Origin of the sequence: Kitasatospora sp. NPDC086801 (assembly GCF_044745805.1) — a bacterium.
Taxonomy (GTDB): Bacteria; Actinomycetota; Actinomycetes; order Streptomycetales; family Streptomycetaceae; genus Kitasatospora.
The window spans coordinates 19,161-42,353 of the sequence record NZ_JBIVAX010000017.1; the positions used below are offsets into that span (position 1 = coordinate 19,161).

19 protein-coding genes, 2 tRNA genes and 1 pseudogene are annotated in these 23,193 nt (G+C 75.2%); 15 read left to right on the top strand and 7 right to left on the bottom strand.

What is annotated here, in order from left to right:
• Positions 1 to 127 precede the first annotated feature (127 nt).
• Positions 128 to 1,318 (top strand): acyl-CoA dehydrogenase family protein, encoded by a 1,191-nt coding sequence (locus ACIPLC_RS19395; protein WP_400474222.1) that lies wholly within the window; start codon positions 128 to 130, stop codon positions 1,316 to 1,318.
• A 166-nt stretch (positions 1,319 to 1,484) separates the two neighbouring features.
• Here the strand turns inward: ACIPLC_RS19395 and ACIPLC_RS19400 are convergent, their stop codons facing one another.
• Positions 1,485 to 1,964: a universal stress protein gene (locus tag ACIPLC_RS19400; protein ID WP_400474333.1), complete on the bottom strand. Its 480-nt coding sequence runs from the start codon at positions 1,962 to 1,964 to the stop codon at positions 1,485 to 1,487.
• A gap of 72 nt (positions 1,965 to 2,036) precedes the next feature.
• Here ACIPLC_RS19400 and ACIPLC_RS19405 point away from each other — a divergent pair, with 72 nt between their 5' ends.
• Entirely contained in the window at positions 2,037 to 2,600 is a 564-nt protein-coding gene (locus tag ACIPLC_RS19405; RefSeq protein ID WP_400474223.1) for a hypothetical protein, read from the top strand.
• 426 nt (positions 2,601 to 3,026) lie between these two features.
• Entirely contained in the window at positions 3,027 to 4,106 is a 1,080-nt protein-coding gene (locus tag ACIPLC_RS19410; RefSeq protein WP_400474224.1) for an HAD family hydrolase, read from the top strand.
• Positions 4,107 to 4,239: 133 nt separating this feature from the next.
• On the opposite strand, the gene ACIPLC_RS19415 is transcribed toward ACIPLC_RS19410, so the two are convergent.
• On the bottom strand, positions 4,240 to 5,040 hold the full coding sequence (locus ACIPLC_RS19415; protein ID WP_400474225.1) for a GNAT family N-acetyltransferase: 801 nt from the start codon (positions 5,038 to 5,040) through the stop codon (positions 4,240 to 4,242).
• Positions 5,041 to 5,998: 958 nt separating this feature from the next.
• Between ACIPLC_RS19415 and ACIPLC_RS19420 the strand changes: the two are divergent.
• The 5 genes and pseudogenes from ACIPLC_RS19420 to ACIPLC_RS19440 form a co-directional block, all read left to right on the top strand.
• Positions 5,999 to 7,001 (top strand): annotated as a pseudogene (locus ACIPLC_RS19420) (helix-turn-helix domain-containing protein); the annotation flags it as partial.
• A 907-nt stretch (positions 7,002 to 7,908) separates the two neighbouring features.
• A complete protein-coding gene (gene orn / locus ACIPLC_RS19425; RefSeq protein ID WP_400474226.1) occupies positions 7,909 to 8,511 on the top strand; it encodes an oligoribonuclease in 603 nt (200 codons plus the stop codon).
• 127 nt (positions 8,512 to 8,638) lie between these two features.
• Positions 8,639 to 8,714, top strand: a tRNA-His gene (locus ACIPLC_RS19430).
• 133 nt (positions 8,715 to 8,847) lie between these two features.
• Entirely contained in the window at positions 8,848 to 9,294 is a 447-nt protein-coding gene (locus ACIPLC_RS19435; RefSeq protein ID WP_400474227.1) for a DUF4442 domain-containing protein, read from the top strand.
• Between the two features lie 121 nt (positions 9,295 to 9,415).
• Positions 9,416 to 10,345 (top strand): hypothetical protein, encoded by a 930-nt coding sequence (locus ACIPLC_RS19440; protein WP_400474228.1) that lies wholly within the window; start codon positions 9,416 to 9,418, stop codon positions 10,343 to 10,345.
• 304 nt (positions 10,346 to 10,649) lie between these two features.
• Here ACIPLC_RS19440 and ACIPLC_RS19445 read toward each other — a convergent pair whose 3' ends face one another.
• Positions 10,650 to 11,585: a spermidine synthase gene (locus ACIPLC_RS19445; protein WP_400474229.1), complete on the bottom strand. Its 936-nt coding sequence runs from the start codon at positions 11,583 to 11,585 to the stop codon at positions 10,650 to 10,652.
• Between the two features lie 118 nt (positions 11,586 to 11,703).
• Positions 11,704 to 12,228: a hypothetical protein gene (locus ACIPLC_RS19450; RefSeq protein ID WP_400474230.1), complete on the bottom strand. Its 525-nt coding sequence runs from the start codon at positions 12,226 to 12,228 to the stop codon at positions 11,704 to 11,706.
• A gap of 452 nt (positions 12,229 to 12,680) precedes the next feature.
• Here ACIPLC_RS19450 and ACIPLC_RS19455 point away from each other — a divergent pair, with 452 nt between their 5' ends.
• Positions 12,681 to 14,270 (top strand): tetratricopeptide repeat protein, encoded by a 1,590-nt coding sequence (locus ACIPLC_RS19455; RefSeq protein WP_400474231.1) that lies wholly within the window; start codon positions 12,681 to 12,683, stop codon positions 14,268 to 14,270.
• Between the two features lie 21 nt (positions 14,271 to 14,291).
• On the opposite strand, the gene ACIPLC_RS19460 is transcribed toward ACIPLC_RS19455, so the two are convergent.
• Entirely contained in the window at positions 14,292 to 14,948 is a 657-nt protein-coding gene (locus tag ACIPLC_RS19460) for a histidine phosphatase family protein (RefSeq protein ID WP_400474232.1), read from the bottom strand.
• Between the two features lie 327 nt (positions 14,949 to 15,275).
• Here ACIPLC_RS19460 and ACIPLC_RS19465 point away from each other — a divergent pair, with 327 nt between their 5' ends.
• From ACIPLC_RS19465 to ACIPLC_RS19475, 3 genes are read left to right on the top strand one after another with little or no spacing between them, the layout of a single operon-like run.
• Positions 15,276 to 16,499: a hypothetical protein gene (locus ACIPLC_RS19465; RefSeq protein WP_400474233.1), complete on the top strand. Its 1,224-nt coding sequence runs from the start codon at positions 15,276 to 15,278 to the stop codon at positions 16,497 to 16,499.
• 55 nt (positions 16,500 to 16,554) lie between these two features.
• On the top strand, positions 16,555 to 18,180 hold the full coding sequence (locus ACIPLC_RS19470) for a hypothetical protein (protein WP_400474234.1): 1,626 nt from the start codon (positions 16,555 to 16,557) through the stop codon (positions 18,178 to 18,180).
• Positions 18,180 to 19,541 (top strand): AAA family ATPase, encoded by a 1,362-nt coding sequence (locus tag ACIPLC_RS19475; RefSeq protein WP_400474235.1) that lies wholly within the window; start codon positions 18,180 to 18,182, stop codon positions 19,539 to 19,541. The genes ACIPLC_RS19470 and ACIPLC_RS19475 overlap by 1 nt, the downstream gene beginning before the upstream one ends.
• 13 nt (positions 19,542 to 19,554) lie before the next feature.
• On the opposite strand, the gene ACIPLC_RS19480 is transcribed toward ACIPLC_RS19475, so the two are convergent.
• The gene (locus tag ACIPLC_RS19480; RefSeq protein WP_400474236.1) at positions 19,555 to 19,869 is read right to left on the bottom strand and encodes a hypothetical protein; all 315 of its coding nucleotides are present in this window, start codon (positions 19,867 to 19,869) and stop codon (positions 19,555 to 19,557) included.
• A gap of 250 nt (positions 19,870 to 20,119) precedes the next feature.
• Between ACIPLC_RS19480 and ACIPLC_RS19485 the strand changes: the two genes are divergently transcribed.
• The 3 genes from ACIPLC_RS19485 to ACIPLC_RS19495 all read left to right on the top strand — a co-directional run bounded on the left by ACIPLC_RS19485 (position 20,120) and on the right by ACIPLC_RS19495 (position 21,332).
• Positions 20,120 to 20,494: a hypothetical protein gene (locus ACIPLC_RS19485; protein ID WP_400474237.1), complete on the top strand. Its 375-nt coding sequence runs from the start codon at positions 20,120 to 20,122 to the stop codon at positions 20,492 to 20,494.
• A gap of 138 nt (positions 20,495 to 20,632) precedes the next feature.
• Entirely contained in the window at positions 20,633 to 21,190 is a 558-nt protein-coding gene (locus ACIPLC_RS19490) for a bifunctional DNA primase/polymerase (RefSeq protein WP_400474238.1), read from the top strand.
• A 68-nt stretch (positions 21,191 to 21,258) separates the two neighbouring features.
• A tRNA-Lys gene (locus tag ACIPLC_RS19495) sits at positions 21,259 to 21,332 on the top strand.
• 116 nt (positions 21,333 to 21,448) lie between these two features.
• Here the strand turns inward: ACIPLC_RS19495 and pgi are convergent.
• Complete coding sequence (gene pgi / locus ACIPLC_RS19500) at positions 21,449 to 23,110, bottom strand: glucose-6-phosphate isomerase (protein ID WP_400474239.1); 1,662 nt, start codon at positions 23,108 to 23,110, stop codon at positions 21,449 to 21,451.
• Positions 23,111 to 23,193 lie beyond the last annotated feature (83 nt).

Here is a 23,193-nt window from a genome sequence, read left to right on the forward strand (position 1 = left end):
GCTGCGGCCGGCACCGGGCACCACGTTCATCGCCCAACCACACCGTGCGACCGTCACACCGTCAGACGGACGCCGGTCGTCCCGCTCACGCCCGCGGCCACCCCGGCCGGGCTCCAGGAGGATCACCGTGTTCGACCACCGGCTCAGCAGCGAGTACGAGGAACTGCGGCGCACCGTCGCCGAGTTCGCCCAGGACGTGGTGGCGCCGAAGATCGGCGGCTTCTACGAGCGGGAGGAGTTCCCCTACGAGATCGTCCGCGAGATGGGGCGCATGGGCCTGTTCGGCCTGCCCTTCCCGGAGGAGTACGGCGGCATGGGCGGCGACTACTTCGCGCTGGGCATCGCCCTGGAGGAACTCGCCCGGGTCGACTCCTCGGTGGCGATCACCCTGGAGGCGGCCGTCTCGCTCGGCGCGATGCCGATCCACCGGTTCGGGACGGAGGAGCAGAAGCGCGAGTGGCTGCCCCGGCTGACCTCCGGCGAACTCCTCGGCGCCTTCGGCCTGACCGAGCCCGAGGGCGGCTCGGACGCCGGCGCGACCCGCACGACCGCGCGGTACGACGGGACCACCGACGAGTGGGTCATCAACGGCACCAAGTGCTTCATCACCAACTCCGGCACGGACATCACCGGCCTGGTCACCGTCACCGCACTCACGGAACCGATCGCTCGTTCGAGTGAAGAAGGCGAATTCCGCTCGCCAACGCGCGAAATCTCTTCCATCATCGTGCCCACCGGGACCCCGGGGTTCCAGGTATCGAAGAAGTACTCGAAGGTCGGGTGGAACGCATCGGACACCCGCGAACTGTCCTTTACCGACTGCCGCGTTCCCGCGGCCAACCTGCTGGGCGAGCGTGGCCGAGGCTACGCCCAGTTCCTGCGGATCCTCGACGAGGGCCGCATCGCGATCGCGGCCCTGGCCACCGGCCTGGCCCAGGGGTGCGTCGACGAGTCCGTCAAGTACGCCGGCACGCGCCGGGCCTTCGGCCGGCCGATCGGCGCCAACCAGGCCATCCAGTTCAAGCTTGCCGACATGGAGCTGCGCGCCCACACCTCCCGCCTGGCCTGGCGGGACGCCGCCTCCCGGCTGCTGCACGGCGAACCGTTCAAGAAGGAGGCTGCGATCGCGAAGCTGTACTCGTCCGAGGCCGCCGTCGACAACGCCCGCGAGGCGACCCAGATCCACGGCGGGTACGGCTTCATGAACGAGTTCCCGGTCGCCCGTTTCTGGCGCGACTGCAAGATCCTGGAAATCGGGGAGGGCACATCGGAGGTTCAGCGCATGCTCATCGCCCGGGAGATCGGCGCCGCGTTCTGATCCGGGCCCACCGGAGCAACGGCTCGCTCCTCAGCCGGAGTTGAGGAGCGAGCGACACCGGCAGCGGTCGACACCGGCAGCAGCCGATACCAGCGGCGGCCGACGCCATCGGCCGACAAGGGGAGACGTCGCCAGGGGCGCGGGAACGCGGCGCCCCGATAGGACGTCAGGGGATCACGATCACCGGGCGGTTGGCCCGCCGCGCCAGCCGCCCGGAGACCGAGCCGAAGATCTTGCCGAGCAGGCCGTGCGTCGTGCCGACGACGATCGCGTCGGCGGCGTACTCGCGGCCGACCTCCTCGATCTCGTGGCAGATGTCGCCGCCCCGCTCGATCAGGATCCACGGCACCCCGGTGAGGAAGTCCGCGCAGGCGAGCTCCAGGCCCAGGACCTCGGTCCGGTGGTCGGGGAGGTCGACGAAGACGGGAGGTTCACAGCCTGCCCAGACAGTGGCGGGCAGGCGGTTGGCGACGTGCACGATCACCAGGCCGCACTGCGAACGGCGCGCCATGCCCACCGCGTAGGCGAGGGCGCGCTCGCTCGACAGGGAGCCGTCGAAGCCGACGACCACGCCGTGCTGGAAGACCGGGTCGAGGGAACGCGCGGACGCGTCCCGGGCCGTCGACTCGGTGTGCGCGCCGGACAGGCCGGACGCCTCCGGGCGCTCGGCGCCCGGGCCCAGGCGGCCCGTCACCGGAGACCCCGCAGGGTCCGCCGGGTGCTCGCCACGCCGCTGGCGAGGCCCCGGACGGTCGCCCCGGGCGAGGCCGCCCCGTCGGACGAGGCCGCGCAGAGCGCGGGCGAAGCCCCGGGGAGCGCCCGGCTCCGGGCCGGCTTCCTCGGCGCCCGGGGTACGGCCCGGGGCACCAGCGACACCCGAGATACCAGGGGGATCGCCAGCTCGCTGGTCGGCGCCGTCACCAACCAGCTCGCCAACCCGCTCGCCGACCCGATCGCCGACCCGATCGCCAGCGTGCTCGTCGGCGAGGTCATCAGCCCGCTCGCCCCCGCGCTCGTCGGCCGGTACGCAGCCCGGCTCGTCGGCCTGGCCGTCGGCCTGCCGACTGGCGGGCAGGCGGCCCGATACCTCGGCGTGCCCGTCGGCTGGAGCGAGGTCCGCGCGGCCGCCGTCATCCCCGGCGCCTGCGCCCGCACTGCGGGGCGCGTCCGGTTCCACCGGTCGGGAGGACTCAAAACCAGCCATGGCTCACGGCTCTTCAAGGGAGAGGGGCCGACAGGAGAGGACGACGCTGCCCGGGCAGCAGGCCCGCCCACGGGATGACGTCGGTCTGCGCCGCGCAGCACCGTATGTGACCTGTTCCTTTCAGAGTACGACGGGTGTGAGGCCCAGCCCAGCGATGAGGCCTCGGAGCGACGTTGTTCCCGCGAAAGGAGGATGCGCCCGCCGTCGGCAGTGCGCCCTGCCCGCAGGCCACGCGCCCCCTCCAGAAAGGAGGTTCCCTGGAGCTTGACTGAGCGGACCGGGCGACGCAACAGGCCTACCGGACACCGTGACCGGACTGTCATGGATCGGCGACGATCCGTTGCGACACGTCGCGAACCGTCACGCCCCGCCAGCCTCAGCCGGCCCGCCCGGACCCACCCGTACGCCCGGTCCTGGCACCCGTTTCAGCCACTACGTACGGCTTCGCGACGCGCTCTGGCATTTGCCAGGTGCATAGGCGAGGCCGCTGGCACCATGCTCGGCATGCCCCTGCTCCTGTTCGACCTCGACAACACGCTGCTCCCCAGGGACGCCGCTTTCCGGGCCTGGTCCCAGGACTTCCTGTCCGAACACGACCTACCGCCCGGAGACCTCGACTGGTTCGTCACGCTCGACGGCGGCGGCTACGTGCCGCGCAGCACCGTACTGTCCGCCGTCCGGCGCCGCTACGGGTTGGACGTCTCCGCCGAGTTCCTGCTCGCCCACTACCGACGCGGCATCAACTCCCACATCCACTGCCCGCCCGGACACGTCGACGCACTGCGGGCGGCGCGGGCGGCCGGGTGGACGCTCGGCATCGTCAGCAACGGCGGCACCCGGCCGCAGTTGGAGAAGATCCGGCGGACCGGGCTGGGGCCGCTGGTCGACGGCTGGGTCATCTCCGAGGAGGCAGACTGCGTCAAACCGGATCCGCTGATCTTCGAGATGGCCGCCCAGCGGTGCGGGGTCGCACCCACCGGGAACTGGGCCGCGCACACCTGGATGGTCGGGGACCACGCGCCCGCGGACATCGCCGGCGCCGAACTGGCCGGCCTGCGCAGCGTCTGGCTGCACCACGGTCGGCCCTGGGCCGAGAGCGGCTACCGGCCCACGCTGAAGGCGGCCGGTCTGCCGGAGGCCGTCGGCCAGGTGCTCACCGCCCGCAGTGCGCCGTCGGCCCGGCCGGGCATCCGCGCGGGCGAACCGGTCCGGCGGCGGTCCGCCGGGATGCCGGTGCACGCGGCGGCACTCATCGGCGCACGGCCCGGCGCACGGCCGGCGACATCCGCCCCGGATGGCCCGTTCGCGCCTGCCGCCGTGAACGCCGGAACCCCCAGTGCTCCCGGTGGTTCGGTGGCGGGGTCGGATGTCCGAAACCGCACCGGCGAGTTTGCCGTGGTCGCCGAGGACCGTCCTGGTCTGATCCCGGGCGTGGCCCCGGCGGTGGCCCCGGCGGCGGACCCGGGGGCGAACGGGCTGCGCCCCGCTGCGGTGGCGCGCCCAACGGCCGTCCGCACGGCGGCCGATGGAGCCGGGCCCGCGCGGACCGCGTTCGCCGTGGCACCGGCGGCGGCCGCCCCGTAGCACCCCCTTGAGCGCCTGCCCCGCACACCCCGTGCGCCCCGCCCCATACGTTCTGCCCCGCACACCCCGCCCGCACACCCCGCCCGGCGACTCGCCCGGCAACTCGCCGGACCTCCGCGGGGCGGCCCGGCCGTCAGCCGTCCGCGGAGGTCCGGGTCCACCAGCAGGTGCGGGCCTGCTCGGTGAACCCCAGCTTGCGGTAGAGCGGTTCGCCGAGCGAAGTGGCGACCAGGGTGGCCGGGCGGTCGGGTTGCGCGTGGGCCAGGGCAGTCCGGAGCACGGCGCGGGCCACGCCCTGGCCGCGCCGGTCGGGCAGGGTGGCGACCCAGTACACCCCGGTGGCCTGGCCGTCGTCGTAGGTGAGGCAGGCGCCGGCGGTGGCGCCGTCGACGCGGCCCAGCCAGGCCCGGAGCCCGGGTTCGCGCAGCAACGGTTCCGGGAGCGCGCCGCCACGGGTCCAGGGTTGCCGGGCGGGCAGCGGGAAGCCCTCAACGATCGCGCGCTCGACCTGCGCGAAGGCGTCACCGTCCAGCGCCTCATCGACCGTCAGGGAGCCGCCGCCGTGCGCCTCCGAGAGCGCGGGGAGGACGGCCGGGACCCCGTCGACCGGGCCGGGCTCACGGGTCATCACCGGCATGACCGGCATCCGCGTGGCGCCGAACCGGGTCAGGTCGAGTTCGCCGTACGGGTCCTCCAGGGTGAAGCAGACGGTCTCCCATTTCTTCAGGAGGTCCGCCAACTCCACTTCCACCAGGTCTGGTTCGACATGCGGTCGGGTGACCACGAAGCGGTGCGAGTCCTCCGGGGTGCGGGCGCAGCGGACCGCCGTCAGACCGGGGCCGGCGCGGAACCGCCAGCCGTGCACGCGGGCTTGGGCGAGCCAGAAGGCGGCGGCGTTGTCGTTGGCCTGTTCGAGCCGGCTGTTGGTGTTCACGGCAGGACGGTAACCCGGACATCGCGCCCCGGTTCCGCCGCCCCGGCCTTGGCCGGATGAAGCCTGGGAGGCGCACGATCTCATTTCGTGCGCCCTCTCGTGCACCGCCGATTTTCGGTCAATTTCGCGCCGATCCCTCCCGCTTGGGAAAATCCGCAGCCCAGACCCGCCGACCGGGCGCGCGGGGGCCGGACGCCCCAGGACCGGTCCCGCGACAACCAGCCACCGTTGCACCGGCCCTCTTCCCAGAAAGGTCGACGGGTGCCACGCTTCGTGATCGAATGCATCACGCCAAATTGCCATGTCGACATAGCGTCGGATGGTGAACTTGTCACAACGGCAATGGTCCACCCGATAGATTTCGATCTTGGCGAGCAGTGCCGCACCACCCACACCACACCACCGAGGGGGCTTGAGCGCCTTGAGCAGGGTGAGCAGGAGCGACGCGGGTCCTGACAGCGGCCAGGCGGCGGCCGGTATCGCGGGTCGGTCCGCGAGAAGCACCGGCACCTCTGCGACCGCCGCCACCACCCGCAACTCCGGCACCTCGGGCGCCGCCTCGCACTCCTCGTACCCGGCAGTGCCCTCCACCGGCGCCACCGCCACCGGCACCTCGGCGGCGGCCGCAGAGCACGGCGGAGCGACCCACGGCGGCCCGGCGTACGGCGGGTCGGCACACGGCGGAGCAGTGCACGGCGGGCAGCAGACGTACGCCGGACAGGGCGTCAGCCGAGGCACCGTCAGCCCGGCGCAGGCCTACGGCGCCGACTTCCCGGTCTACTCCGGCTACCCCGGCGCGGGCGGAACGATCGGCGCGAACGGGGCGAACGGCACCCCTGGCTTGAACGGTGCCCCCACCGGCTCCCTGGGCGGCCCCCTCCCCGGCCTCCCCCTGGGCTCCCCCGGCCACGGCCCGCTGGGCCACGGCGGGCCGGGCGCGAACGGCTCCCCGACCCCGATGACGGTCTCCGCCCCGCGCAAGCTCTCCGGCCGCCGCCGCCGGGAGACCGTCGCGGTGCTGATCTTCGGCGGCGCCCCGATCTTCGAGAGCTCGATCCCGCTCTCCGTCTTCGGCGTCGACCGCCAGGACGCCGGGGTGCCGCGCTACCGACTGCTGGTCTGCGCCGGGGAGGAGGGCCCGCTCGCCACCACCGGCGGCCTCACCCTCTCCGCTCCCTACGGCTTGGAGGCCCTCGCCCGGGCCGGCACGATCGTCGTACCGGCCTGGCGCTCGATCTCGCAGCCCCCGCCGGTCGAGGCGATCACCGCCCTGCGCAAGGCCCACCACGAGGGCGCGCGGATCATCGGGCTCTGCACCGGCGCCTTCGTCCTCGCCGCCGCCGGCCTGCTCGACGGCCGTCCGGCGACCACGCACTGGATGTACGCGCCGACACTGGCCAAGCGCTACCCCCGGGTGCACGTGGACCCGCGCGAGCTCTTCGTCGACGACGGCGACGTGCTCACCTCGGCCGGCACCGCCGCCGGGATCGACCTGTGCCTGCACGTGGTGCGCAGCGACCACGGCGCCGAGGCGGCCAACGCGCTGGCCCGCCGACTGGTGGTGCCGAGCCGTCGCAGCGGCGGCGGACAGGCCCAGTACATCGACCAGTCTTTACCGGAGGAGATCGGCAACGACCCGCTGGCCGAGGTCGTCACCTGGGCGCTGGAGAACCTCAACCAGCAGTTCGACGTCGAAGTGCTGGCGGCGCGCGCGTACATGAGCCGGCGCACCTTCGACCGGCGGTTCCGCACGCTCACCGGCAGCGCACCGCTGCAGTGGCTGATCACCCAGCGGGTGCTCCAGGCGCAGCGGCTGCTGGAGACCTCGGAGCTGTCGGTGGACGACGTCGCCCGCCGGTGCGGGTTCCGTTCGCCGGTGGCGCTGCGCGGGCACTTCCGCCGCCAGCTCGGGGTCTCCCCGGCCGCGTACCGGACCAGCTACCGGGCGCGCCGGCCCGGGCCGCAGTCGGTGGTGCCGACCGGTCCGCACGGCGGCGACCTGCGGATGCCCGCCCTGCCGCACCCGGCGACCACGGCCGGGTCCGCGGCGGGCGCGGCGCTGTTCGGCGGGGCGCACGGAACGCAGCACGGCGCTCAGCCCGCGCACCCGTTCCCGGCCGGGAACGGCGCACCGGCGCAGGTCGGCCCGCACGGCCAGCCGCTGCCGCACGGCGCGTCGCCGGCCGCGGCGGGACAGCTGGGGCCGCACGGCCAGCCCGGTCCGTTCGGTCCGGGGCAGGCCGGGACGCCGGCCGCCCAGGCGTTCCACGCCCGGACCGGGCAGCCGTACCCGCACCAGCAGGCCGCGCAGCAGCCGCACCCCGGGCAGCAGGGTGCGGGGCGCGGTCCGGGGCGGTCGCCGCTGGTGCCGCCGCAGGCCGGGTCGGGGGCGGGGCGTCCGCCGCGCACCGCGGAGCACGCGGCGGCGGAGGACGGACACCCCCAGCCGGGGGCGCGCGGTCAGGGGCAGGGACACCGCAGTGCGGTCGAACGGCCCGCGGACGAGCCGGGTGCCGCGGCGGGCTCCGCCGCGCGCGGTCACGGCGCGGCGACCGGCCGGGTGCCGGCCCCCGCCCCCGCCGGGCAGCCGGCGACCGGGGCGGGCGAGGTCCGGGGCCGGCAGGCACGGGTGCCGCAGGCCCGTCCGCAGGGCGGCCGGGCGGCGGCGACCGACGGTGCCCGGGCGGCGCGCGAGGCCCGTCCGGCCCGGGACGGCCACGCGGTCCGGACCGGACGGGAGGGCGAGCGGCCGGACGGCCACGGCCCGCACGGCGGCGCGGACGAGCACCAGGCCGAGGGCTCCGCCCCGGAGCCCCGCTCGGCTCCTCCGGTCCCCGCGGCGCGTGATCGCGCCGTAGGGTGAGTTGTGTGAATGACCGTTTGGTATGGATCGACTGTGAAATGACCGGCCTCGACCTCGACCAGGACGCCCTGGTCGAGGTCGCGGCACTGGTGACGGACTCCGAGCTGAACATCCTCGGCGAGGGTGTGGACGTCATCATCCGCCCGCCGGCGGAGGCGCTGGCGAGCATGCCCGAGGTGGTGCGCGCGATGCACACCTCCTCCGGCCTGCTGGACGAGCTGGAGCACGGCGTGACGCTCGCCGAGGCCGAGGAGCGGGTGCTCGCGTACATCCGCGAACACGTGCCGGAGGCCGGCCGGACGCCGCTGTGCGGGAACTCGGTGGCCACCGACCGCGGCTTCCTCGCCCGGGACATGCCGGCCCTGGAGAAGCACCTGCACTACCGGATCGTGGACGTCTCCTCGATCAAGGAGCTGGCCCGCCGCTGGTACCCGAAGGCGTACTACAACAGCCCGCAGAAGGGCGGCAACCACCGGGCGCTCGCCGACATCCGCGAGAGCATCGACGAACTGCGGTACTACCGCGAGGCCGTGTTCGTCCCGCAGCCCGGGCCGGACACCGACACCGCGCGCGCCATCGCCGAGAAGTACCAGGCCCCGGCCGACTGACCGGAGGAGTCCGAGGGAGGTGACCGCGTTCGCCGGAACGGAACCCTGGCGCGAGCACCCTCTCGGATCCTGTAGAGTTCTTCCTGTCGGAACGGGAACGCGAAAGCGGGAACGAGCCGGACAGATGGTGGGTGTAGCTCAGTTGGTAGAGCACCTGGTTGTGGTCCAGGTGGCCGCGGGTTCAAGTCCCGTCACTCACCCCAGAGCCTGAGGGGCCGATCTCTTCAAGAGATCGGCCCCTCAGGCGTTTTCGCGTTCCCTCAACTGTCCACCGCGGTTCGGGTTTTCCCGGCGCAGGCCTGCCGCCAGAAGCTACCGACTAGTAACATTGCCGCCATGACCACACCTTCGATCGGCCAGCTGCTCGACTCCACCGTGCCGATGGCGCGCACCCTCAAGCTGGAGTACCTGGAGACCACCCCGGACCGCGCCGTGCTGCGGCTGCCCGACCAGCCCGCGTACCACAACCACGTCGGCGGGCCGCACGCCGGCGCGATGTTCACCCTGGCCGAGTCCGCCAGCGGCTGCATCGTGCTCGCCGCCTTCGGCGACCAGCTCTCCCGGGCCGTGCCGCTCGCGGTGAACGCCGAGATCGCCTACAAGAAGCTCGCCATGGGCGAGGTCACCGCCACCGCCGTCCTCGGCCGCCCCGCCGCCGAGGTCGTCGCCGAGCTGGACGCCGGCGGCCGCCCCGAGTTCCCGGTCACCGTCGAGATCACCCGCGCCGACGGCGCCGTCACCGGCGTGATGACCGTCACCTGGACGCTGCGCCCCAACTCCTGACCGCTCCACGGCCGGTGGCCCCGGGCAGCCCGGCCCGGGGCCACTCGCGCGATGACTGTCCGTGACGGCGGGCGTGACGGCGGGCGTGACCTCACGGCCCGTCCGCTCGTTCTCAACTCACATGCGAGCCAATCACGCGACCAAGCCCCAGGAACCCGCCCCCCGCGGCGTCGGCGCGCGGTGCGCGATCGGCCGATGGCTGCCCCGCGCCCTCGCGGCCGGCGGCGCCCTCCTCGCGCAACTCTGGGGCTTCGGCGCCCCCTGCGCGTACGCCTCCGCCGACCCGCTGCCGGAGCAGGCCACCGTCCGCCGCACCGCGCCCGGCGGACCCGCGCACGGCCAGTCCGCCCCCCGCGACGGGCAGTCGGCGCACGCCGGTCCGTCGACACCCGAAGGGCCGGCCCCCGAAGGACCGGCGGCCGAGGAGGCCGCCCGCACCTCCCCCGGGCTCGTCGGGGAACTGGCCGACACCGCCTCCGCCTCCGGCACCGGCACCGGGATCGACGGCGCCGCCGGGGCGGTCGGCAGCGTCCTCCAGGACCGGATCCGGGCCGGCGGACTCCCCCTGCCCGGCCAGCGGGCCGCCGTCCCCGACGCCTTCGCGCTCGCCTCCGGCCTGCTCGACACCGTCCCCGCCCAGGGCCGCCCCGCCGAGACTCGCGCCTCCCGGGACGGCGAGCCCGCCGAACTGCCCGCCACCGCGAGGTCCGGCGCCACCGGCGTCCGGTCCGCCGCCCCGTCCACCCCGGGCGGACGGGCGTTGGCGGCCGGGGCGCCACCGGTCCAGGAGACCGCCACCCCGAACGGGCGAGGCGCCGCCGGACCCGCCACGAACCGCGACCAGGCGGGCGCCGCCGTCTCCCGGCCGATCGGGCCCGGCGCGCCCGCCGAGACGCCCGAGGAGACCCTCGCACTCGCCGACACCGCCACGGTGACGGCCGTGGACGACGGCTCCGCCACCGCGACCGCCGTCCTCGCGCCGATCGCCGCCGGGCTGCTGCTGACCGGCGCGGCCATGTGCAAGCACCGGGGCCTGCCGCGCGGGCACTGAACGGGCTCACGCCCCAGGGGGCGGTTCCGGCGCCGGCAACGGAAGTCCACGCCCGGGGGATCGAACCCGATGGCGTGCTGCCGATCCGGATCGCTCCCATCGCCAGGTGGAACGGCTCGGCGTTCGGCTCGGCGTTCGGCTCGGCGTTCGGCTCGGCGTTCGGCTCGGCGTTCGGCTCGGCGTCGACGGTGCAACGGCGCCGGCCGAACGGCGACCGCCCCTGTCGGCCGCAACTCGGGCGGCCACCCATGGGTTTCAGGTGGCGGCGAGGCCCGGGCCGCGGCGGGCCGACCCCGTCGGACGGTCAGCGGAAGACGCCCGGGGGCGGGGCCGGGGAGGGGGCGGCGGTGGCGTCCGTGGCGGGGACGGCCCCGGCGGCGAACGCGGTGAGGGCGGGGCCGTGTTCGACCCGGCCGAGGGCGGCGTCGGAGGCGACGCGGCGGGTGAGGTCGGCGATCGGCAGGGGGGTGTGGGCGGCGGCGAGGACGAGGTTGCCGAAGCGCTTGCCGCGCAGGACGGCGGGGTCGGCGACCAGGCACAGTTCGGGGAAGACCGCGCCGAGGGTGGCGATCTGGGAGCGGGCGAAGGGCAGGGCCGAACCGTCGGCGATGTTGGCCGCGTACCAGCCGCCGGGGGCGAGGGCGCGGGCGGCGAGGGCGGTGAACTCGACGGTGGTGCAGTGGGCCGGGGTGCGGGCGCCGGAGAAGACGTCCGCGATGACCAGGTCGACGCTGCCCTCGGGGGTGCGTTCGAGCACGCTGCGGGCGTCGGCGCCGCGCACCTTGATCTGCCAGCCGCGCTCCAACGGCAGCTCGGTGCGGACGAGTTCGGTGAGCGCGGTGTCGATCTCGGCAACCTGCTGGCGGGACCGGGGCCGGGTGGCCGCGACGTAACGGGCCAGGGTGAGGGCGCCGCCGCCGAGGTGCAGCACGGTGAGCGGGCGGCCGGACGGGGCGACCAGGTCGATCAGGTGGCCGAGCCGGCGCTGGTACTCGAAGCCCAGGTGGGTGGGGTCGGCGAGGTCGACCATGGACTGCGGGGCACCGTCGATCAGCAGCGACCAGGCCGCGGGGCGGTCCCGGTCGGGGCGCAGTTCGGCCAGGCCGGAGCCGACCGGACGGGTGAGCGGGCCCTGGGCGTGGGTGCGGCCGCCGGGGCCGGTGACGTCCGGTCCGGTGTCGCGCTCGGTGCCGCGGCCCGCGCCCCGGGCGGCTCTGCTGCTTCGTCCCATGACCGCCATTATCGCCGCCGGGCGGGGCGGCCTCGCTGGTCAGGGGTGTCCGGGGGCGTGCCGGGTGGATCCGGCCGGAGGGGCGGGCCAGGCTCGCGGGCCCGGCGGGATCCGCACGGCACGCCCGCTAGAACGGGCCGAGGCCGCCTGCGGTGAGCGTGCAGGCGGCCTCGCAGAGGGCGGAGCGGAGCACCCAGGCGTCGGTGGGGCGGGCGGCGCAGGCGACGCCCGAGGGGGGCATCACCCACCGTGGGTCGGTGGCGGTCGGCAACAGGGCGCCGGCCGTACAGGAGCTGCCGGGCAGGTGCCAGGTCTCGCTGGTGCCGGCGGGGACGAGGAAGGTGACGGTGCTGCCGTTGCGGCTCTGCAGGACGGCCCCGCAGGCGCGGCGCAGGCGCAGGATGTCGACCGTCTCCAGGCCGTGCCGCAGGGCGACCGTCACGGTGTCGCAGGTGGCGACGAGGGTGTCCTGGTCCGGTCCGGGGACGAGGCGGTGGCCGGGGTGCCGGCCGCCGCAGGGGGCGCGGCCGCCTTCGACCGGGCCCCGGCCGGGGATCCGGTCGTCGGCGGGGTCGGGGAGCAGGGCGGGGGCGGCGCCGGCGAGCACGCCCCCGGCGGCCGGTCGGTACTGCGGCAGTCCGGTGGCCATCATGGGCCCTCCTGTTGTACCTCGTCGGGTCGGAAGCGCCGCCGCCCGGGAGGTGGGGGCCGCGGGGACGGGCGGCGGGCCGGGGCGACGGCCTGGGCTTCCACGTATCAGGACAACGCGGCGGACGCGTCACAGGCCACGGGGCGCCTTACAGCAAGGCATGGCATTTCATGGCGGATACCCCACAACCCCGCCCGCTTTATACCGAATTGAGGTCACATCTCCCATAAACCGGCTGTGGTCGACCGGTCACGCCGGGTACTGTCGGTGGCGGGTCACGACGACCCCACCGGCCACACCGGGCCGTTCCCGCACCGTCGCACACCACCGCGCCGACACCCGGACCCCACCCGGGCCCATCCGCACCCCACCCCCGTCACCCGACACCCGCGCACCTCCGGCGCCGCCGGCCGCGCACCCGCACCACCACCCTCCGCACGACCACGGAGCGCACCATGGCAGCCACCCCACCGGCCGAGCCGAACCGCCCGTCACCCAACACCGTGATGCGCGCACTGCGCGGCGACCGTTCACCCGGCGAGTTCGCCATGGCCGTGCGCCGGGCGGCCCGGGAGATCGGGGAGCACGTGTCCTGCGACGCCCGCTACGTCGGGCGGGTCGAATCCGGTGAGATCCGCTGCCCCAACTACGCCTACGAGCGGGTCTTCCGGCACATGTGGCCGGATCGCACGCTCACCGAACTCGGCTTCGCCCCCCGGACCGCCGTCCGCCGCCGCCCGGCGGACGGCGCCGGCGGGAGGGCCGAAGTCCCCCCGCTCCACCCGCCGTTCCCGCCCCCGCCCGCCCCGCGCTCACCGCTCTCCACTCAACTCCCGTACGCTGCCTCGCCGTACGCGGATCCAGCCGCTCCGGACGGGCCCCCGTGGCCGAGGACCGTCGCGGTGCCCCGGGGGCCTGATGGATCGCCCTATCTCGACGAGGAGAACGACGACGTGCGTCGCCGTACGTTCCTGGCCGGCGGCCCGACCGCGCTGGCCACCGTGATCGGCATCGACCGGCCGACCGTGGCCGCCGCCGCGGCCACCGGCAGTGCCGCCGCCGACCCCGCCGCACCGGTGCTGTTCGACCCCGGCCCCGGCGCCTTCGTGCCCGGCCGCCCCGGGCCGGTACCGCCACCCCGCAGGGTCGGCGCCGCCGAGGTGTTCGGCGTCGAGCAGGCCGTCCGGGACATCCGGCTGGCCGACGACGCGCACGGCGGTGACACCCTGTTCGAACGCGCCGGGCAGTCGCTGCGCACCGCCTACCTGCTGCTCAACGAGGGCGAGTACAGCGCGGAGACCGAACGCCGGCTCCAGGCCGGAGCCGGCGAACTCGCCATCTCGGTCGGCTGGTTGGCACACGACTCGAACCGGCTGGCGGACGCCCGCTCGCTCTACGCCGAGGCGCTCGCCACCGCCCGCATGGCCGGCGACGCCGCGCTGGAGGCGCACGTGTTCTGCAACAGCGCCTTCCTCGCCCGGGACGCCGGCCGCCCCCGCGAGGCGCTGCGCGCCGCCCAGGCCGGGCAGGTCGCCGCCCGGCAGCTGGACTCCGCCCGGCTGCTCGCGCTGCTGGCCATGCGGGAGGCCGGCGGCTGGGCGCTGCTACAGGACCGCGCCGCCTGCGAACGCGCGATCGCCCGGGCGTACACGCTGTTCGACCGCGGCCGCTCCGAGGGCGATCCGGAGTGGATGTCCTTCTTCGGCGAGGCGGAGATCGCCGGCCTGCAGTCGCAGTGCTGGTCCGCGCTCGGCGACTGGGACCGCGCCAGCGAGCAGGCCGGGCTGGCGATAACGCTGCAGAAGCCGCACTTCGTCCGCAACCGGGTGCTGTACACCGCCGAGCTGGCCCACGACCGGCTGGGCCGGGGCGACTTGGCGGGTGCGGCGCACCACGGCTCGGCCGCCGTGGCGCTGTTCGGCGAGGTCCGCTCGGCCCGGATCCGGAGCATGCTGGCGGACACCGCCGAACGGCTGCGCCCGCACGCCGCCGTGACCGAGGTCCGCCACTTCCTGGCCGGGTACGACCTGGCGGCGGCCGCCTGAGGCACGGCCCCTGATGGTCCGTCAGTGACCGGCGGCCAGGCCCTCCAGATGGGAGAGGTCGTTCCAGACCTCCACGGCCGGCGCGCCGTACTCCCAGGAGAGCACGCAGAGCGCGGCCGTGCCGAGCTTGAAGCGCTGGGCGAACTCGGGCGGCAGGCCCAGCCAGCGCGCGGTCAGGATGCGCAGCAGGTGGCCGTGCGCGAACAGGACGACGTCCCGGTCCGCGCAGTGCATGACGGTGGTGTCCGACTCGGGGACGCCGTGCTCCTCGTTGAGGCCGGCGAGGAAGGAATCCACCCGGGCGGCCACCTCGGAGAGCTTCTCGCCGCCGGGCACGCCGTCGCGCCAGATCAGCCAGCCGGGGTGGTCGGTGGCGCGGATGTCCGCGCCGGTGCGGCCCTCGTACTGGCCGTAGTCCCACTCCAGGAGCTCCGGGCGCTCCACCGCCCGGTCGCCGAAGCCGGCCAGGGCGCAGGTCTCCTTGGCGCGGCCGAGCGGGCTGGTGTACACGAGCGCGTCCGGCAGCCCGTTCCAGGGGGCCTTGGCGAGGCGGGCGCCGAGCGCCCGGGCCATCGCGCGGCCCTCCTCGGTCAGCGGGATGTCGGTGCGACCGGTGTGACGGCCGGTGGCCGACCATTCGGTCTCGCCGTGGCGGACCAGCACGATTCGGGCGGGCATGGGAGGCTCCTCGCAGCGGGGTGGTGGCAACGGTCGGTCTCACCCTTGAGCACCGGGTTCCATGATCCCTCACCCGGACGGCGGACACGATCGCGGGCCGGGCCGAAACGGTGCGGGGCCGGGTCCGGGGCCGTCGCCTCGGCCGGAAGCGGGGCCGGGTCCGGGGCCGGGGCCGGGGCCGGGCCGAAACGGTGCCGGATGGGGGCACCCCGCGCCCTGGTCGACCGGGGCGCGGGGTGTCCCCATCCGGCACGCACGCGCGGTTCAGGCCGGAACGGACCGGTCCGCACCGCATTGTCGGACCCGGGTGCGACACTGGGCCGCACCATGAACGTCTCGACGAACGTCCCGTCCACCGGGCACGCTGAGCCGCTCTCCCAGCGGCTCGCCGAACTGCGCGGTCCCGCGCCGCAGCGCAGCCTGAACGCCCGTTCCCTCGCCGCGCTCGCCGCCAATCCGGGCTGCCACCGCCGCGCCGTGCTCGACGCGGCGGGGGTGGACAAGTCGGCGCTGGCCGCCCGGCTCGGCCGCCCCGCGCCCTTCGGGCAGTCCCCGTTCGCGATCGCCCGCGGCGTGATCTTCGAGTCCCGGCTGAAGGCGGACGACTACGCCGCGCTGCTGGAGCCGCTGCGCGGCCACCTCGGCGTCCCGGCGGACGGCGGCGCCCCGTTGCAGGTGCCGGATCTGCTGCACCGCTCCGGGCCCGCCGTCCGGGCCGACCGGACGGTCGAGGCGCTGGCCCGGGCCGCCGCCGACCCGGACGCCTGGACGCTGCTGGACCACCCGATGCTGCGCCTCGACGTGGCCGGCGGCACCGCCTACCTGGAGCCGGACGCGGTCGTGGTGCACGGCGGCCGGTGCACGGTGGTCGAGATCAAGTCCTTCCCGGTGCTGGACGGCGGCGCGGACCCGGCCAAGGTCGGCGCCGCCGCCCGCCAGGCCGCCGTGTACGTGCTGGCGCTCCAGCAGGCCGCCGCCGCACTGGCCGGCCGACCGCTCGCCGCCGACCCGTACACCGAGCAGCGGCTGCCCGGCAGCCCCCGGTCGAGCGTGCTGCTGGTCTGCCCGAAGGACTTCGGCAACCGGCCGACGGCCGTCGCCGTCGACGTCCGCCGCGAACTGGCCACCACCCGCCGCCAGCTGAGCCGGATGACCGGCATCGACCGGCTGCTGGCGGAGCTGCCGGCGGGCGCCGACTTCGACCTGGCGGCCGACGAGGAGGGCGTGCCGGCCCGCTCCGCCGAGGAGCTGGCCGCCTCGGTCGAGGCGGTGCCCGCCGCGTACGGCCCGGACTGCCTCTCCACCTGCGAGCTCGGCTTCCACTGCCGTGCCCGGGCCCGCTGCGGCGACCGGGTCGAGCAGCTCGGCCGGGGCGTGCGCGGCGAACTGGGCAGCATCCGGACGGTGACGCGGGCACTGGCCACCGCCGAAGCCGGTACCGGCCCGAACGCCGACGTGGACGTGGACGTGGACGAGGCGGCCGAACGGCTGGCCTACGCGGCCGCGCTGCGCGCCGAGGCGCTGGGCAAGGCCCCGGCGGGTCACGCATGAGCGGGCGCGGCGCGGCCGTCCGCGCAGGCGGCGGGCCCGAGGCGGGGGCGGACGCATGAGTCTGCTGACCACCCTCGCCCGGCTGGAGGCCGTCCGCAGCGGGCGGGCCGAGCCGCTGGCCACCGTCCGGCACCGGCACCTGTCCGACCGCCCGATGGTGGTCGTGCCGCTGACGGCCGCCGGTGAGGCCGGCGCGCCGCTGGCGGTGATGCTGGGCACCGACCGGGACGCGCCCCGGCTCCACCTGGTGCCGCAGCCGCTCAACCGCACCCTGCGGTTCGACTTCCTGGCCGAGCTGGCCGCCGATCTGCTGCCGTACCTGGAGTCCTTCGCCGAGGACGTGGAGCAGATCGAGGGCTCCGAGAAGGACCCGGAGAGCGGCGAGAAGACCCAGGTGTTCCGCGAGCTGTGCGCCGACGCGCCGCAGCTGATCGTGCCGAACGGCGCGGGCGTGCGGCACCTGGCCCTGCTCGGCCGCTCCACCCGGTTCCGCCGCACGGTCGAGGACGACGAGCCGGGCCCGTACCCGGCGCCGGTGCGGGTGCCGCTGCTCGGCCGCTGGCTGACCCATCTCACCGACCGCGCCCAGGTGCCCGGCACCAGCCTGCTGCTGCCGATGACCGGCCTGCTGGGCCGGCACTGGGCCACCGGCCAGAGCCACCTGGAGGACCAGCACCTGGCCGCCCACCTGGCCTGGCACGCCCCGCCGGCCGGCCTGACCGGCGCCGAGGCGGCCGAGCGCGCCGAGTCCGCCCGGGACGACCGGGGGCAGCTGCTGCACCCGCCGGCCGGCCCGGCCACCGATCCGCGCTTCGACGAGTTCGTGCTCGCCCCGGCGATCGCCCGCTACGACACCGCGACGGCCGCCCTGCAGCACAGCGCCGAGCAGCGCGACGAGGCCGCCGCGGGGCGCGCCCGGGCGGCCGTCCGGACGGCGGTCGAGCAGCTGCGCGAGGTGCTCGCGGCCGTGCTGCTGCCCACCTGGCGGGACGTCTGGCGCGGACTGGACCTGCTGCGCGGGCTGCCGCCCGCCGGGCACCTGGCGGAGCGCTGGACCGGCGACCGCTGGTCCTACACCGGCCACCGGGACCGGCTGGCGGCCGGCGAGCCGCCGCAGCCGCGGCAGGACGACGCCGTCACGGCCGCCCGCAAGCTCGCCCAGCGCGAGCGCGAACAGGCCCGGCTGGACGTCCAGGAGGCGCTGGACGATCCGCTGGCGATGGCCGAACACCGGCTGGCCGGCGAGGCGTTCAGCGGCGTGGTGACCGAGGTGGTGCCGGACTACGACACCACCGGCCGCTCCCCCAAGCCGCGCCCCCTGGTCACCCTGCGCACCGCCGACCGCCCGCACGCGGACCTCGGGCGGGAGGCGCACCGGGTGTGGGGGTCCCCCCGGCCGGAGGCGGGCGGCGGGCGGTCCCCGCAGAAGGCGGAGATCGCGGCGGTCGACCCGGCCGGGGGCACCATCACCCTGCGCCTGCTGTCCGGCATGGGCCGCAAGAAGGAGCCGGAGCCGGGCAGCCTGCCCGAGCCCGGCGATCCGGTCACCTTCACCCTGTTCGAGTTGACGGTCCGCCAGTCCGCGCCGCTGCCCGAGCCGGACGACACCCCGTGGACGCACGGCGGCCCGCCCGGCACCGCGCCCGCACCCGCCCCGTCCGTCTCCGAGGAGTGGGAGTGATGGCCGAGTTGAGCACCGAGCAGGCGCCGGGCGCGGCCGCCGACGCCGCCGTGGCCCGGATCCTGGCCGCGACCGTCCACCCGCCGACCGGCGCCCCGCGCGGCGTGGTGGTGGATTCCCCGCCCGGCGCCGGGAAGTCGACGCTGGTGGTGCGGGCGGCCCGGGAGCTGGTCGAGGCCGGCGAGCGGCTGATGATCGTCGCCCAGACCAACGGCCAGGTGGACGACCTGGTCGGCCGACTGGCCGAGAAGGCACCGGAGTTGACGATCGGCCGGCTGCATGCCGCCGATGCCCGGCCCGGCCCGGAGGTGCTGAAGCACGCCAACGTCACGCCCTCCGACAAGGTCGCCGAGCTGGTCGAGCACGACGTGGTGGTCTCCACCTCGGCCAAGTGGCAGTGGGTGCGGACCGAGGCGCCGTGGCGGCACGCGATCGTCGACGAGGCGTACCAGATGCGGTCGGACGCCCTGCTCGCGGTGGCCCGGCTGTTCGAGCGGGCGCTGTTCGTCGGCGACCCGGGCCAGCTGGACCCGTTCACCGTGGTCGGCACCGAGCAGTGGGCGGGCCTGTCGTACGACCCGTCGAGCAGCGCCGTGGTCACCATGCTGGCGCACAACCCGCAGATCGAGCCGCACCGGCTGCCGGTCTCCTGGCGGCTGCCGGCCAGCGCGGCGCCGCTGATCTCGCGGGCGTTCTACCCGTACACGCCGTTCCGCTCCGGCACCGGCCCGGACGACCGCCTGCTGACCCCCGCCGTCCGGCCGAACGGCGGCGCGCTGGACGCCGCGATCGACCGGGCCGCCGAGCACGGCTGGGCGCTGCTGGAACTGCCCGCCCGGCACACCGTACGGACCGACCCGCAGGCGGTGGCGGCCGTCGCGGCCACCGTCCGGCGGCTGCTGGAGCGCGGGCTGACCGCCCGCTCCGAGCAGGGCGAGGCCCCGCTCACCGCGGACCGGATCGCGGTCGGCACCGCCCACCGGGACCAGGCCGCGGCCGTCCGTGCGGCCCTGCTCAAGGTGGGCGTTCCGGTGGACCGGACGGTCGGCCCGGCCGTCACGGTGGACACCGCCAACCGGCTGCAGGGCCGCGAGTACGACGTCACGGTGGTGCTGCACCCGCTCTCCGGACGGCCCGACGCGACGGCCTTCCACCTGGAGACCGGCCGGCTGTGCGTGCTCGCCTCCCGGCACCGGCACGCCTGCATCGTGGTGGCCCGGGCCGGGATCGGCGAGCTGCTGGACGAACACCCGTCCACCGAGCCGGTCCAGCTGGGCGCCCCGGTCACCTTCCCGGACGGCTGGGAGGCCAACCACCAGGTGCTGCACCACCTGAGCGGCCACCGGGTGCGGCTGGGCTGAGCGGCCGGGCGGATCAGGCCTCGGTCTCGCAGGCGGCGTAGGCCCGGACGGTCCCGTACCTGGCCCGCACCACCCAGGTGCCCGGGTCGTCGGGGTTCGGCGCGTTGACCAGGACGGCGTCGCCGGAGGTGGCGGGCCGGAAGGTGTAGCCGCCCCCGGTGAGGTGGGTGCCTCCGGGGCAGGTCGCCGTCGACCAGCCGCCCGGGAGGCTCACGGGCCCGGTCACCACGGTGGTCGTCTCGGCGGCCTCGGCCACGGGCGCCGCGACCAGCCCGAGGGCCGGGGTGATCAGCAGGAGGGCGGCCGTGAGGCCCTTGCGCACGGGCATGGGTTCTCCCTGGGGTGGTGGATCACTGGAACACCCGGGACAACGACGGCCCCGCCGCCCCGACGACACCGCGCGCGCCCGACCATCCGAAGGAGTAGCGCGACCCCGGCGCGTACGGGGGAATAGCGCCCGCACGCGCACCGTTCCGTTACCGGCCGCCGCCGCGCGACAATGGACGGCGGCCACGGCCGTGCGGCGCGGCCCGGAGCAGCCGCCGCCCACCCCCACCGAGACCCGGAGGTGTCCGTCCATGCCCGACTCCCACACGAAGGCGTCCGACCACGGCGGTCAGGCCGACCCCGCGCGACGTCTGCGTCCGGTGCAGCTGCTGTTCGAGCCGCAGTCCGCCGAACCGGAGCCGGAACGATTCTTCGACCTGGAGTCGATCGACGACCCCGCGGAGCTGCTGCGCCGCTCCACCGAGCTGGCCCTGGCCTTCCGGACCGCCGCCGAGCGGGCCACCGACTTCCAGGCGGTCGCCGCCGCGCAGCTGGCCGACCCGCGCCGCTTCGACGCGCTGTCCGACACCGAGATCGCGCAGCGGGCGGACTGGACCCCCGACTACGCGGCCAAGATGATCGAGTACGGCCGCGGGCTGCTCCAGCCCCGCCGCCACGAGGACTGAGCGCACCCGGGCGCCGGACCGGGGCAACGGCCGTTGGCATATGCGCGAGCGGGGAAGGGTACGCCGTTCCCCGTCGTCCTGTCCGGCAAACCGTGCTTTCCCTCCCGTCCGGCCCCCGGACCGCGCAGGCTGCTGCCCGTGGACATCTGGACGCACCAGTCGGTGGAGTACGTCACCGTGGCCGGCGAGGCCTGGCTCGCCTCCGCCAGCGAGTACCCGCGCAGCATGCGCGCCCTCTGGGAGGCCCGGCCCTGGGCGCCCTCGGTGCTGCCCTGCGGTCGCGCCTTCGACGTGATCAGCATGCCGTCGCTGTTCGGCCGCCGGGTGCTGGACGAGCTGTGGGCCTCCGGGCCGGGCTGCGGGCCGGTCGCCTCCTACCGGGGGCGGACACTGCTGTTCGTCCGGCCCGGCACGGGGCCCCGGCTGCGCCGGCTGCTGGCCTGGGAGGAGTGGGCCCGGGACGTGCCGCCCCTGCTGTGCCACGGCAAGGGCGACGCGGTGACCGTGCCGCCGGTGCAGCGGATGGTGAACAGCCCGGACTCCCCCGGGCTGGGCTCCGGCCGGTGGATCGTCGCCCCGGAGGACCGGGAGCCGTGGCTGCCGGGCGCCTCGGTGGTGCTGTGGGCGTGCGTGCGGGCGGCCCGGGAGCCCGGTGCGGCCGTGCCGGCCGGCGCGGCGGTCGTGACCGGGGGGTGAACGGCGGACGGCCGGTATTCGATTTTGGCGCGGACCCCGGGCGCTGCTAAAGTCTTCTCTGTCAGCAGGCGCCGCTAGCTCAGTTGGTTAGAGCAGCTGACTCTTAATCAGCGGGTCCGGGGTTCGAGTCCCTGGCGGCGCACAGACAGCCGAGAGGCCCCTTGCGAAAGCGAGGGGCCTCTCGGCGTTTCCCGCTCGAATCAGCGAACGAGGGAACAGGACCGGGCCGCCCGCCGGAGCGGACGGCCCGACCGGGGCTCAGCGGCCGCGCAGCGCGCGGTAGCGGGCGACCAGCTCGGCGGTGGAGCTGTCCAGCTGCTCGGCGCCCTCGCCGGTCAGCAGCACCGGCTCGATCCGCTTGGCGAGCACCTTGCCCAGCTCGACGCCCCACTGGTCGAAGGAGTCGATGTTCCAGATCGCGCCCTGGACGAACACCTTGTGCTCGTAGAGCGCGACCAGCTGGCCGAGCACCGAGGGGGTCAGCTCGGCGGCCAGGATGGTGCTGGTCGGGTGGTTGCCCTGGAAGGTCTTGTGCGGGACGAGTTCGGCGGGCACGCCCTCGGCCGCCACCTCCTCCGGGGTCTTGCCGAAGGCCAGCGCCTGGGTCTGGGCGAAGAAGTTGGCCAGCAGCAGGTCGTGCTGGGCGACCAGGCCCGGGAGCAGGTCGGCGACCGGCTCGGCGAAGCCGATGAAGTCGGCCGGGATCAGCTTGGTGCCCTGGTGCAGCAGCTGGTAGTAGGCGTGCTGGCCGTTGGTGCCGGGGGTGCCCCAGACCACCGGGCCGGTCTGCCAGGTCACCGGCGAGCCGTCGCGGGTCACCGACTTGCCGTTGGACTCCATGTCCAGCTGCTGGAGGTAGGCGGTGAACTTCGACAGGTAGTGCGAGTAGGGCAGTACGGCGTGCGCCTGGGCGTCGAAGAACGCGCCGTACCAGACGCCGAGCAGGCCGAGCAGCAGCGGGACGTTCCGCTCCGGCGGCGCGGTGCGGAAGTGCTCGTCGACCAGGTGGAAGCCGTCCAGCATCTCGCGGAAGGCGTCCGGGCCGATGGCGATCATCAGCGAGAGGCCGATCGCCGAGTCGTAGGAGTAGCGGCCGCCGACCCAGTCCCAGAACTCGAACATGTTGTCGGTGTCGATGCCGAAGTCCCGCACGCCCTCGGCGTTGGTGGACAGCGCGACGAAGTGCTTGGCCACCGCCTCGGTGCCGGCGCCCAGCCCGGTGAGCAGCCAGTCGCGGGCGGAGACCGCGTTGGTGATGGTCTCGATGGTGGTGAAGGTCTTCGAGGCGACGATGAACAGCGTCTCGGCCGGGTCGAGGTCGCGCACCGCCTCGTGCAGGTCGGCGCCGTCCACGTTGGAGACGAAGCGGACGTCGAGGTCGCGCTTGGCGAACGAGCGGAGCACCTCGTAGGCCATCGCGGGGCCGAGGTCGGAGCCGCCGATGCCGATGTTGACGACGGTGCGGATCGGCTTGCCGGTGTGGCCGCGCCACTCGCCGCCGCGGACCCGCTCGGCGAAGCCGGCCATCTTGTCGAGGACGGCGTGCACGGCGGGCACCACGTTCTCGCCGTCGACCTCGATCACGGCACCGCGCGGGGCGCGCAGCGCGGTGTGCAGGACGGCGCGGTGCTCGGTGTTGTTGATCTTCTCGCCGCGGAACATCGCGTCCCGCAGCTCGGCGACGCCGGTGGCCGCGGCGAGTTCGCGCAGCAGCTCCAGCGTCTCGTCGGTGACCAGGTGCTTGGCGTAGTCCACGTGCAGGTCGCCGACCTGGAGGGTGTAGCGGCGGCCGCGCTCCGGGTCGGCGGCGAACAGCTCGCGCAGGTGCGTCTCGCCCAACGCGGCCCGGTGCTTGCCGAGGGCGGCCCACTGCGGGGTGCGGTCGAGCGGCGTGCGGGCGTCGGCACGGGTCTCCGACATCGGTGGTTCCTCGATTCATCTGGGTGCAGAAACCGGCAGGGCCAGGCGGTGAGGGTTCGCGAGGTCGTGCGGGTACCGGTGGT